Annotated in this window: 10 protein-coding genes; 6 read left to right on the top strand and 4 right to left on the bottom strand. The window is 59.7% G+C overall.

The genetic code is table 11. The annotated features are described in order from the left end of the window. From HZR20_RS13235 to HZR20_RS13225, 3 genes are all read left to right on the top strand, one after another. Positions 1-902: HNH endonuclease family protein (locus tag HZR20_RS13235; RefSeq protein WP_181687215.1), on the top strand; the 902-nt coding region annotated here is incomplete at its 5' end. Between the two features lie 520 nt (positions 903-1,422). After that, positions 1,423-1,785 (top strand): MarR family transcriptional regulator, encoded by a 363-nt coding sequence (locus tag HZR20_RS13230; protein WP_181687214.1) that lies wholly within the window; start codon positions 1,423-1,425, stop codon positions 1,783-1,785. Positions 1,786-2,588: 803 nt separating this feature from the next. After that, positions 2,589-2,819 carry a YgaP family membrane protein gene (locus HZR20_RS13225; RefSeq protein WP_181687213.1) on the top strand — a complete coding sequence of 77 codons (231 nt, stop codon included), beginning with the start codon at positions 2,589-2,591 and terminating at the stop codon, positions 2,817-2,819. 14 nt (positions 2,820-2,833) lie between these two features. Here the strand turns inward: HZR20_RS13225 and HZR20_RS13220 are convergent, their stop codons facing one another. Continuing rightward, positions 2,834-4,015 (bottom strand): cystathionine gamma-synthase, encoded by a 1,182-nt coding sequence (locus HZR20_RS13220; RefSeq protein WP_181687212.1) that lies wholly within the window; start codon positions 4,013-4,015, stop codon positions 2,834-2,836. Further along, on the bottom strand, positions 4,012-4,998 hold the full coding sequence (locus HZR20_RS13215) for a PLP-dependent cysteine synthase family protein (RefSeq protein ID WP_181687211.1): 987 nt from the start codon (positions 4,996-4,998) through the stop codon (positions 4,012-4,014). Before HZR20_RS13215 ends, HZR20_RS13220 begins: the two co-directional genes overlap by 4 nt. A gap of 594 nt (positions 4,999-5,592) precedes the next feature. Between HZR20_RS13215 and fer the strand changes: the two genes are divergently transcribed. The 3 genes from fer (at position 5,593) to hisD (ending at position 8,328) form a co-directional block, all read left to right on the top strand. Continuing rightward, complete coding sequence (gene fer, locus HZR20_RS13210; protein WP_181687210.1) at positions 5,593-6,225, top strand: ferredoxin Fer; 633 nt, start codon at positions 5,593-5,595, stop codon at positions 6,223-6,225. Positions 6,226-6,351: 126 nt separating this feature from the next. Further along, on the top strand, positions 6,352-6,963 hold the full coding sequence (locus tag HZR20_RS13205) for an ArsR/SmtB family transcription factor (RefSeq protein WP_181687209.1): 612 nt from the start codon (positions 6,352-6,354) through the stop codon (positions 6,961-6,963). 90 nt (positions 6,964-7,053) lie between these two features. Continuing rightward, a complete protein-coding gene (hisD, locus tag HZR20_RS13200; RefSeq protein WP_181687208.1) occupies positions 7,054-8,328 on the top strand; it encodes a histidinol dehydrogenase in 1,275 nt (424 codons plus the stop codon). A 419-nt stretch (positions 8,329-8,747) separates the two neighbouring features. On the opposite strand, the gene HZR20_RS13195 is transcribed toward hisD, so the two are convergent. Then, a complete protein-coding gene (locus HZR20_RS13195) occupies positions 8,748-9,461 on the bottom strand; it encodes a bacteriorhodopsin (RefSeq protein ID WP_181687207.1) in 714 nt (237 codons plus the stop codon). A gap of 3 nt (positions 9,462-9,464) precedes the next feature. Then, positions 9,465-11,732, bottom strand: coding sequence for a methyl-accepting chemotaxis protein (locus HZR20_RS13190; protein WP_181687206.1), 2,268 nt, complete (start codon positions 11,730-11,732; stop codon positions 9,465-9,467). Positions 11,733-11,806: the final 74 nt, after the last annotated feature.

The raw sequence follows: 11,806 nt of genomic DNA, 5'->3' as shown, positions 1-11,806 counted from the left end.
AGTGGTACCCGTATCTGACCAACCGAGATAAATTTGCAGAGAAGTACTTCGATCCCGATCAAGGCCATGATTCCGCAATCAACGAATCTGTTAGAAAAATACAGCTCATCTTCTTGCATGCAGGATCTCAATCCGCGACGACTCCGATATTGTTTGCAGTAGCAGAGAAGTTCGGAGTTCAGTCTTCTGAATTTGCTGACATAGTGAACGAATTGGAGAAGTTAGTTTTCAGATATAGCTTGGTGATGTCTCACGGAGCGCAAGGATACCACAATGCGCTTTCCTCTATCGCCAACGATCTGTATTGGTCTGATGTTAAACCGGAGAGAGTAGAGAAGGTATTCAACTCCGATAATCAACGCTACGCCGGATACCAGTCGAAAGAGCTTGGAATTAAGGAGGCTATTGACAGAATCAGAGAAAAGAGAGATCGGATTGCACCAATCGAAGAAGTCGTCTCCGACTTCTTCAGTACCCCCGACGTCCTTGATGGCTCCTTTACCTCTGGATGGGGTGGTGTGAGAAATAATGAGGTTGTCAAATATGTCATGTACGAATACGAACGCTCACTACGTGGACCCTCCGGCCTCCTTTCACTCGCTCCTTATCATGAGTTTAGGAAGAACTTCCACGTGGAGCATCTCGTTCCAAAAAATGCGGAAGAAGGAAATAAATTAGAGAATCATATTGAGAACCGAAACCGGATTGGAAACTTGGCTGTACTGAGTGCAGGAGAGAATCAATCCGAAGGCAACTCATCCTTTGAGTCGAAATATGACAATATATATTCTAAATCCTCGCTAAAGGTACTCCGTGATCTAAACGGACCTGAATTTTCATCTGAAAAGGTGGACTCTCGTGATGAGAATCTTTTAAAATTCATCAGCGAAAGATGGGGATGACGGTTGTCAATATCGTCTATTCGGCGCAATACTACCCTCAGGGAGTCTAATCTGGGGAGCACCATCTGCTGTCAGCGTCGTCTGATATAGTCACAATTTTTCCTTCGGGGTCGGCTCAGCTAAACGTCAACCAGACAGTCGCTAAACCGATACCCGGTATGGTGATCTCAGGACGAATTTCGTCCGAGTCCTACACACAAGTACCCCGTTATATATAATGCCGAACACACCTGGGCGTACATTTCAGAAATGAATAAGATACATGGCATCAGATACGGCCTTTTGTCGAGGCTTGGTTTTCCGAAGGAAGCCGGTATCTCTCTGTGTGGCTGGGCATTGCTGCTGATGCGGAGCGTGAAACCATAACTGGTAGGCGTGATTCCCCCTGTCGTGATTGATATGTATCGGAGTTGAAATACGCTCGGGGGTATCGGCATTGACGATCACTTCGGTCACAGACGGACGCGAGAGAGCATCTGAGGAAGTCTTTGGTACATCTAATACAAATCAGTACACACATATGCCAATCAGCGCTGATCGGTTCGAGGCAATCGACAACGATGAGGGGCAACCGAGGCCCGAAACGAATGCTGCCAGGATACTCGAATTTCTCGAAGAGCATGCACACGAGGCGTTCACCCAGACCGAGATTGCAGAGGCGTCCGAGGTCAAGCGTGGCTCGGTCGGACCGACGCTGGTGCGACTTCGGGAACGCAGGCGAGTAGACCACAGAGGGCGGTACTGGCGAATCAGAGACCACGATCGGAGCGTCGACGCTGCAACGGCCCACGCTAGCGAAGTCGCAGCAAGTCACGAAGAAGCCCCGTTCGAGTACGATGAGTGGCAAAAGCACGCGGTCGATCCGCGTCAACAGCGTGAGTGACACCTATCGGAAAGGGGATGTCTTTTGGGCCCCTGACCCCTTCAGACGGGGCTCGAATCCTCGACTCTGGTTGGTTTTGGTCACAGAGCAGCTACCGTATCCCGGCGAAGAGTACGTTTGTGCCCCACTCACGACGAGCGACCTTCCGGCAAACTACGAGGTCGGAGATGCGTGGATTACAGGTCGAAATCCCGAGAAGATATCATACTGTTCCCCATGGGTTATTGGAACGGTCAAACACCGTGCAGTAGCGAATCCACAGGGACGCATCACGACGGAATTCACCGACGAAATACTCGAACAGTGTCACGCAGTTCTTGACGAGTCTTGGGGGCTGTCAGAGTAGATCAGCGCCCCGCGCTAGTGCTCTATTCACGACATATCCCGGGACTACTAGTAGAAGTTCGGCCGATCGTGTTCCGGTCGTACATCGAGCTTTTACAGTGCTCGCTGCGTTGTACGGGCGACCCACGAGTCGCCCGTACGGCCCGCGGGACACGGCATGTCCCGCGCTGCTCGCTTGCAAAAGCTCGACCAAAAAATGTCCTCGCTCCCGTTGGTCGCTCGTCGGGAACATCGGTTATATCGAAGCATTCGAGGGCTGTTCTAGACGAGTGATGAGACTGCCATCTGCTGGTCTTGGGTGATGGCTTCCCCATCTATTGCTTTAACCACACAATACTATGTCTCCATAGTACTCCGTTTTACGTGGTAGGGGCCTTGTTATCGGACTTTTTCGACATACAGTTCTTCTCGATCGTCCCAATACAAAAGGCTATACGCTTGGCGTCGTAAGCATGTCTATGGAGAAAAACGTTGGTGGGACGGACCGTCAGATCAGAACACTACTTGGTGGGCTTGCGGGCGCTGTTTCGCTCGCTATCCTCGCAAATGTCATCTCACTTCCTGCCCTTCTGTCGCCAGTCTTCGGCGTGATTGCACTCATGATGCTCGGCACTGCAGCGACGGGAAGCTGCGGGATGTATACTCTGGTCGGTATGGACACCTGCTCGATGGATTCCAAGGCTCGATAAGTCCCGACGTCCTGTTATCGGTCGGAGTCGACCGTCCCAGCGAGTGCCTGCTCCAGGTCAGCCTGGAGATCCTCGACTGATTCGAGCCCGACACTGAGTCGAACGAGTCCGTCAGTAATGCCGGTTTCGCGGCGTTCCGGTGCCGGGACGGCCGCGTGGGTCATCGTCGCCGGGTGTTCGAGGAGGCTCTCGACGCCGCCGAGACTCTCGGCCAGCGTGAACACCTCAGTCGCCGAGACAAATTCCCGGACAGCGTCGAGGTCGGCAGCCAGATCGACGCTGAGCATCCCACCGAAGTCATCCATCTGTGCCGCCGCGACCTCGTGACCGGGATGGGACGCGAGACCGGGATAATAGACGGTTTCGACGGCCGGCTGGTCGTCCAGCCACGTCGCCAGCTGTCGGGCGTTCTCGCTGTGACGGTCCATTCTGACGGGCAGGGTCTTTGTCCCGCGGAGAACGAGGAAACACCCGAATGGGTCGGGCGTTGCGCCAACGCTATTCTGGTAGTAGCCGAATCGTTCGTCGAGTTGCTCGTCGTCAGTGACCAGCGCCCCGCCGACGACATCCGAGTGACCGCCGAGGTATTTCGTCAACGAGTGGGCCACAATGTCAGCGCCGTGTTCGAGCGGGCGCTGGAGATACGGCGTCGCGAAGGTGTTGTCCACGGCGAGTAACGTGTCACGCTCGCTCGCGACCGCCGATACCGCTTCGATATCGACAATCTGCATCAGGGGATTTGTCGGCGTCTCGATCCAGACAAGTGCGGTCTCGTCGGTGATCGCCTCGGCCACGACATCCGAATCAGTTGCGTCGACGAAGGAAAACTCGAGATCGTAATCCTCGTAGACGCCGGTAAACAGCCGGTGGGTGCCGCCGTAGACGTCACGGCCGACGACGACGTGATCGCCTGCTTCGAGGAGGTTCAACACGGTGTTGATCGCGGCCATCCCGCTGGCGAACGCCCGGCCGTACTCACCGCCCTCGAGACTGGCCAGATTGTCTTCCAGGGCCGTCCGCGTGGGATTGCCCGTCCGGGAGTATTCGTAGCCGCGATCCTCACCGGGGGCGTCCTGGGCGAACGTCGAGGAGGCATAGATCGGCGGCATGATCGCGCCAGTCTCCTGGTCAGGTTCCCACCCCGCGTGGATCGCCCGCGTCTCGAAGTCGTCCGGATCGAACCCGTCGCCAGTCATGATTTCTCCTCCCACTCCTCGAAGGACCCGTAAATGTTCTTCGAGAGATAGCGCTCGCCCCCATCGGGGAACACCGTCACGACGGTGTCGAACGGCGCGTCGCGCTCGTCGGCTGCGATCTCCTCGGCCACCTGTCGAGCCGCGACGCTCGCCGCGCCGGAACTCGATCCGACGAGGTGCCCCTCTGCGGTAGCGAGTCGCTGTACTTCGGCGTGGGCGTCCCGGTCGCTGACTGGCAAGAACTCGTCGATCTCCGCTGGTTCGAGCAACTCGGTCACGTCGGGATCGTGCGTGCCGATCCCCTCAATCTTGTACGGGCCCTCCTCGCGATCATCGCCGAGCAACGAGCCAAACGTCGAGCCCTCGGGTTCGACGGCGACGACGTGCACATCGGGGACTTGCTCGCGGACGGCACGAACGATTCCGGTCAACGTGCCCCCGGAGCCGATGCCAATGACAATCGCTCCGACCTCGCCGTCGAGCGCGTCGAGGATTTCCGGGCCGGTCGTGTGGTAGTGGGCCTCGACGTTCAACGGCGTCGCGAACTGCTGGGGGACGACGGCGTTGTCGAACGTGTCGGCGATCTCGTGGGCGCGCTCGGTGGCCGCGGCCATGCCGCCGTCGCCGGAAATGTGGTCGATCTCCGCGCCGAGAGCCGCCATCAATCGCTCTTTCTCGACGCTGAAGCCGTCCGGGACCACGAAAATCGCATCGAGATCTAACTGGGTCGCAGCGATCGCCAAGGCGATACCGGTGTTACCGGCGGTGGGCTCGACGATCGTCCCGCCCGGTTCGACCTCGCCACGATCGAGCAATCCTTCGAGAATGTGCTTTCCGATTCGATCCTTCACGCTCCCGCCGGGGTTGAACGTCTCGGCCTTGGCGTAGACCGGGACTGCTCCCGGGGCCGCGTCGAGTTCGACCAGCGGCGTCTCGCCGATGGTGTCCAATACCGATGCCTTCGATGTGTCGTGTGTTGTCATGTCTGTGTGGTATCGCTTGAGGGTAGTCGACGTCGATCCGTCCGGACGAACAAGTAGTCAACAGCGACAACAACAGGCCCGAACAGCGCCGAACGAAACTCGGCGCCCCCCAACGGACCCCCGGCGGTAGCTCTGTTTCGGATCTGACGGACCGGAGCCATGGACCGATCGCGATCGGTCGATCGCAGACGCGTCCTGGCTCATCTGTGGCCGATCCATACAAACCGGTAGGCGATGCCGAGTTATTGCAATTTCCCTTTCGAAGTCCGACGGTGAGTGGCCGGGTCAGGTTGGATTCGTAACTGTGGATCAACTGGCGAGAGAGTACAGTCGACAGTTGTGTGGCTAGTAATGGACCCATCAAGGGCGACTCAGAACAGCCCGGTCATGAATCCAACACCGATCATCGCGAGGACAACTGCGGAGAACACCGGGAGATTGGGGGTAACATCACGTTCGAGTTGGAGTACAACCACATACTGGTCGGCAAATCGATGCCCGAGGCAGGAAGTCTGTCGCACGAAGGGCTGTACCGGACACAGGTGAATTTCCGCCACGCGAAGGTTTAACACGCAATTTTGACTAGTGTGTGCCGTGCCGTCACCCTTCGAAGTACTGGGCGTCGACCCTGGCACAGCCCAGGATGCAATCCACAGCGCGTATCGACAGCGCGTCAAGGAGGCCCACCCCGACCAGGGTGGCTCGATCGCGGAGTTTCGCCGCGTCCAGGCGGCCTACGAGACACTGCTCGATGGTGCATACGAAGCCCAGCCGTCCGTCTCGGACCCAGTGGCGGAAACTGTCACTCGGACGGATGTCGAATTCGTCGATTACGAGGCAATCGTCGATCAGGGCTGGAGCCTCGAAGACCCCGATCTCTTCGAGAAGTCACGAGCGGCCGGGATCACCGGGAACGAGTACGGACGAATCGATGTCGACCAAACCACCCCATTACTGGAGTCGATCGAAGAAGGTGGCTTCTCCTGGCCGTACTCCTGTCGTGGCGGAGCCTGTGCGAACTGCGCTGTCGCCGTGCTTGAGGGAGAGCTCTCCCAGCCAGTCAATCACATCCTTCCGGAGGAGGCCATCGAGCGTGGCATCCGATTATCCTGCGTTGGCGAACCACAGACGGACACACTGCGACTCGTCTACAACGTCAAACACCTGCCGTCGATCGAAGACCTCCGATTGCCACCACGCCCGTTTGACGGGCGAGCGACTGACTGATGGCTAGAGACGGTCAAAGCACTGTTTGAAGGGACAAGAGGGCACGTTGGGCTACCGGGACCATCGATCAAAGAGCTGTTTGAGTGACCGCCAACCCCTTTTTCGTGGACACAGTATCGTGGCGTAATGGGTACGCTACTGCCACGCCGCGGTGAACGGACCGAAACCGCGGACGAACCACGTGTTTTAGGGCTCGCCGACGAGGCTGCCGACGAAGCGTTCGCTGCACTGTCCTCCCAGACAGCCCGAGAAGTCCTGGCGCTTGTCTACGAGGACCCGTCGACGCCGGTGGAAATCCGCGAAGAGATCGGGACATCGCTGCAGAACGTCCACTACCACGTCGAAAAGTTAGCGGGTGCCGACCTAATCGAATCTGTCGGGACCGATTACTCGGCAAAGGGCAACGAGATGAACGTCTACGCCCCGACCAGCGAGGCCCTGGTACTGGTGGCCGGCGAGCAGGAAGACCAGTCGCTGTTGAAGCGTGCGGTCGCTCGCGTCCTTGCAGGTGTCGGCGTCCTGGCTGGCGGGGCAGTGGCGTTCGGATTCGCAGCAAATCGCTGGCTCGATGGATCCGCGTCACAGGAATCCGGGGGACAGATCGGCATCCAGACGACAGAGTCGGCGTCCGAAGAGGGGCTCTTAGCGTTGCTGACCGACCCGGCGGTCGCGTTCTTCCTCGGTGGCACGTTCCTGCTCGTCGCCCTTGGTGCCTGGTGGACCGTCCGAAATCGCTGACCCGTTTCGGGGAATCCCCACCGACGATAATCAGGGACTCAGGCACGGATAGCAAGTGGTTTTGGGGAGGACTGTCTATCGCCACTCGGTATGGACGTACAGTCCGTTTCCGCCCTCGACGCCGAGCAGCGACGTGCGCTTTTCGAGCGAGACTCCGGTATCGGCGAAATCCGGGAAGACGTCGCCGGGATCGTCGACCGCGTCCATCATGAGGGAGACGACGCACTCCTTGAGTTCTGTGAACGCTTCGACGGTGTCGAAGTCGAGGACTTCGAGATTACCGACCGTGCCACCCAGGCCTACGAGTCCATCGACGACGAGGTACGCGAGGCCATCGAGACGGCCGCCGACAACATCCGCGCCTTCCACGAGCGACAGGTCCCCGAAGACTGGACAGTCGAGACCGAGGAGGGGCGAGAACTCGGGCGGAAATACTATCCGCTGGAATCGGCAGGGGTCTATGCTCCCGGTGGGACCGCAGCCTATCCCTCCAGCGTGCTGATGGGAGTCGTCCCCGCGAAAGTTGCTGGCGTCGAACACGTCGCCGTCGCGACCCCGCCCGCCGAGCAGATCAACCAGGTCACGCTGGCGGCGATGCACGCCGCCGGCGCTGACGCCGTCTACCAGATCGGCGGCGCACAGGCCATCGCTGCGCTGGCCTACGGCAGCGAGTCCGTCGAGTCGGTCGACGTGATCGTCGGCCCCGGGAACCGATGGGTCACCGCGGCCAAGGCCGAGGTCCGGGGCGATGTCCGGATCGACATGCTTGCCGGGCCGAGCGAAGTGCTGACGCTGACCGACGACACCGCCGACCCCGAGATCGTCGCCGCGGAAGCGGTTGCCCAGGCCGAACACGATCCCAACGCCGGCGTCGTTGCGGTGACCACGGACGAGACACACGCTGAAACCATCGCCGCGGCGATCGAACGGCAGGCCGACGAGCGCGAGCGATCCGACATCGTCCGGGAGGCCCTCGCCAACGACGCCAGCGGCGTCTTCGTCGCCGATTCGATGGACACAGCCGTCGAATTCAGTGACGAGTACGCACCCGAGCACATCTACGTTCGGGCCGAAAACGAACGCGACCTCCTCGATCGCATTAGGCACTACGGAAGTGCGTTCGTCGGCGAATATACGCCGGTTGCGGCCGGCGATTACGCGAGCGGGACTAACCACGTCCTGCCGACCGGCGGGTCGGCCAACATCGCTAGTGGACTATCGGTCGATGACTTCATTCGGCCGGCAACCTATCAGCAACTCTCTGAAGACGGACTCGAAAATCTTCGCGAGACGATTACGACGCTGGCCGAGGCTGAAGGACTCGAAGCCCATGCACACAGCGTCGAAACGCGCTTCGAGGACTGACTCACTCGCTGTCACCGGTACCATCGGCTGGCTGGTCGTTTTCCCAGCGGCGAAATTTCTCACCGCTCTTCTGGCCGAGCTGTCCAGCCTCGACCTTGCGATGGAAGGCTGGGGGGTTCGAACTGCTCGCCGAGTTTTGCGGTGAGTGTTTCTGCTGTTCGAATCGGTGATACAGCCCCGCACGATCGATACTGGCGAGCGGTCCTTGTCCGTGGTCGAACCCGTCGATAGCAACCACAACTGCGGTCGCTTTGCTCCCGGGCAACGACACTGTTAGATCGGCCGGTGGTGGTCCTTCACCAGGCACCCAACTCGTTACGCAGATCCGAGCGAGTCGCTGCGTCACCTCATCAACCCTGAGAATCGCGGCGTTCGTGCACGTCTGCTCGATCAGCAGAGCGCCACACGTTCGTGCCGCCTCAGTCCTCGGCCAGCGACTGGCCGAGGCGATCTACACCGAACGACTGCAGACTCTGTAACCCGTTCAGCGCAATGAGCCCGAAGCCGACCTTCGCCACGACGTCGATGTACGTGATGACCAGCGAACTTGTCTCGGCATCCATAAGTCCGTAGCCTGTCGGCGCGACCAGCCAGATAACCGGGTAGATCAGCCAGAGCACGATCACGAAGTTCCGGAGTTTCCGGTACAGTCCGGCGGTCGTGACGTCCTGTTGATCGGCACTCTCGGCAGCCTCGACGACCAGCAAGTAGACGACGACGACGAAGACCAGACTCCCGGCGAGGAAGAACAGTTCCTTCAAAGGACTCGTCACGAGTGCCCCGGCAAATCCGAGGACGATCGTCGCGGCTTGCAAGCCAGCAGCCGTGAGCGTCAGCCGGCGATCCGCACCGGCGATGACGGCGATAAAGATCACGTGCAGCGGCGTCGTCAACAGCCAGTCGGCGTACCGCGGGAGCGACACTGTCGCCCCGTTAGCGGCCCCTATATCGCCGATCCCGAGCGCCATCAGTCCGTAGGCGACTGTCGCGATAAGCGTCACGACAACGACGTCGGCGTAGCTGCGCCGCCACTCGGTGGGGAGCACCAGGAAGCCGTACCCGAGGCCGATACTTCCCAACGCCATTCCCACTGTCCCGAGCGTGAACCAGAGCGTAATGTCGAATTCGACCATGGATTAGTCCTCCCCCACCGTCGCGGTGGTAGTGTTCGTCCCGTCAACCTCGAAGCGGTCCAGCAGCGACTGTAACTCGTCTGCCTGCCGGCGCAATTCGCCTGCCGACTCGGAGACTTCTGCAATCGAGTCAGTTTGTTCGTCGGCCGCCGAGGCGACCGTGTCGGCTTCTTCGGTGGTCTGGTGGCTGATCGCCGTCAGGTCGTCGACCATCGTCATGACCTGCTGGGCCGTATGTGCCTGGTCCTCGGTCGCATCGTCGATCTCCTGGATGCCACGGTCGGCTTCCTCGGCGTGTTCGACGATCGTTTCCAGGGATTCGACGGCTTCGGTCACTGTCTTGACACCGTCGCCCATCCGTTCGCTGGTCGTTTCCATGGTGTGAACTGTCTCGTCGGCCTGTTCCTGGATGGCTTCGATGCGTGCTTCGATGTCGCCCGCCGCGTCTTTGGTCTCCTCGGCGAGACTCTTGATCTCGTCAGCGACCACCGCGAAGCCCTCGCCACCGCCCGAATGGGCGGCTTCGATCGAGGCGTTGATCGCCAGCATGTTCGTCTGCTCGACGATCTGTGTGATCAGGTCGACGATCTCGCCGATCTCTTCGAGGTCGGCCGCGAGATCGTTGATCGCCTGTCGCGTGCGTTCTGTCTCGTCTTCGATCGCATTCATCTCCTCGATGGCGTCTTCGGCGGCGTCGCGGCCCGTCTCGCCGACTTCGGCCGCTTCTCTGGACGTTGCGGCCACTTCCTGGGCCGAACTGGCGACCTCCTCGGCCGACGCCGAGAGCGTCTCCATCTCGTCGGCAATGTCCCGTAAGCGCTCGCTTTGCTCGCTCGCCCCGTCGAATATTTCGTCGATCGATTGACTGACCTGCCGGCTGGCGTCGCTGACGCGGTCGGCGTTTTGTCTGACGGTATCGCTGGACTGGGCGACCTCCGAGGCGAAGGATTCGACGTCGGCGATGGTCGATTCCAGGGCATCCAGTGTCGCGTTGAGTTCCTTCCCAACAGTTTCCATCGCCTCGTTCTCGCTGTTAGGATCGACTCGCCTGGTCAGATCCCCATCGGCAACGTCATCGAGGACGTCGCCGTAGGCAGCGGCCTTCGATTGTAGATGCGAGGATAGGGCCTCCATCTCCGCCCGTTCGGCTTCGGCGTCTTCCCGGGCCTGTTGGGCCGCTTCGGTCGCGCTTTGGGCCTCGTCTATCTTTTCGCGCAACGAATCGCGCATGTTGCGGAACGATTCGTATAGCGTGCCGATTTCGTCTTCGCGGTCCGTCGAGAGATCGACATCGAGGTTCCCGTCACCCATCTCCTGGGCACGGCCAGCCAGGCGGCGCAACGAGAGTGCCGTGTTCGAGCCGATTGTCACGCCGATCAACCCGAGATTGATGATCGCGAGCAACACCAGCCCAAGGAGATCGGCGTTGATCTGATTCGAGACGGCGTAGGCGTCTTCGACGGCTGTGTGAACCATGACAGTCCAGTCCTGCTGGTTCGTAAGCTTTCTCGACCCCATGAGCATCCCGTTGCTCCGCGAGAACGCCGTCTCACCGGCCGCGAGATCGGTGTCTCCGCCAGTATGTTGCGTCAGGATCTTGCTTGCGTTCGGGTGTGCGACGTATCGGCCAGCGTCGTTGACGACGACTGTCTCCGTTTCCCCACTGGCCGACAGGGCATTCGCGCGTGCTTCAAGATCGGTCATATAGACGAGGGCCCGATCCTCGGCACCCTCGATCGGGGAGATGACGGCGATGATCGGATGATCGACTACTGGGACCGAAAACGGTTCCGAGACGTAGACGTCGTCCGGGCTGTCGAAGTTGGGTGGATCGGTCCCAAAGGCCGCCCCCTGATCGGCCGGATTGACACCGATCATCGCATCACTGGAGCTTGTCAGGAACGCCATCGATTCGGTGTCTAAATAGTGGACAGCAACGACGTCGTCAGGGACGGTATTGCCTTCGACCATCGCGGTCAGACGGTCTCGGACCCGATCTGTCTCGCCCGACGCAAAGACCGGCAGTTGCGTTGTGGTCCGTACGTCTTGTTTGACTGCCGATACCCACGTATCCAGTTGGGCCGCCTGGGCGTTCGCCTGGGTTGTCAGATCGTCGTCGACATCCGAACGAAGTTGCCCGGTCGCCTGTGCGCTGATGACCAATCCAAAGGCGAGCATCACCACGATCGCGAACGCGAGCGCAGCCCCCAGCCGCGCCGTATAACGTTCGCGAACGAACGCCGGAAGCAGTCCGGAACTGTCTGCTGACATTGTGGAAAATCACGCCACACCGTACCGTAAATGCCCGCACCCAATTTTCAGCGGTGATAACCTCAACACAGCAT

The organism is Halorhabdus salina, from assembly GCF_013839425.1.
Taxonomy (GTDB): Archaea; Halobacteriota; Halobacteria; order Halobacteriales; family Haloarculaceae; genus Halorhabdus; species Halorhabdus salina.
The sequence above is the reverse complement of the archived record's forward strand: the minus strand, read 5'-3'. Positions and strand labels throughout refer to the sequence as shown.

Excerpts from the sequence above, each read along its gene's own strand:
- HZR20_RS13230 (WP_181687214.1), top strand. The coding sequence starts at position 1,423 with ATGCCAATCAGCGCTGATCGGTTCGAGGCAATCGACAACGATGAGGGG.
- HZR20_RS13225 (WP_181687213.1), top strand. The coding sequence starts at position 2,589 with ATGGAGAAAAACGTTGGTGGGACGGACCGTCAGATCAGAACACTACTT.
- HZR20_RS13220 (WP_181687212.1), bottom strand. The coding sequence starts at position 4,015 with ATGACTGGCGACGGGTTCGATCCGGACGACTTCGAGACGCGGGCGATC.
- HZR20_RS13215 (WP_181687211.1), bottom strand. The coding sequence starts at position 4,998 with ATGACAACACACGACACATCGAAGGCATCGGTATTGGACACCATCGGC.
- HZR20_RS13205 (WP_181687209.1), top strand. The coding sequence starts at position 6,352 with ATGGGTACGCTACTGCCACGCCGCGGTGAACGGACCGAAACCGCGGAC.
- hisD (WP_181687208.1), top strand. The coding sequence starts at position 7,054 with ATGGACGTACAGTCCGTTTCCGCCCTCGACGCCGAGCAGCGACGTGCG.
- HZR20_RS13195 (WP_181687207.1), bottom strand. The coding sequence starts at position 9,461 with ATGGTCGAATTCGACATTACGCTCTGGTTCACGCTCGGGACAGTGGGA.
- HZR20_RS13190 (WP_181687206.1), bottom strand. The coding sequence starts at position 11,732 with ATGTCAGCAGACAGTTCCGGACTGCTTCCGGCGTTCGTTCGCGAACGT.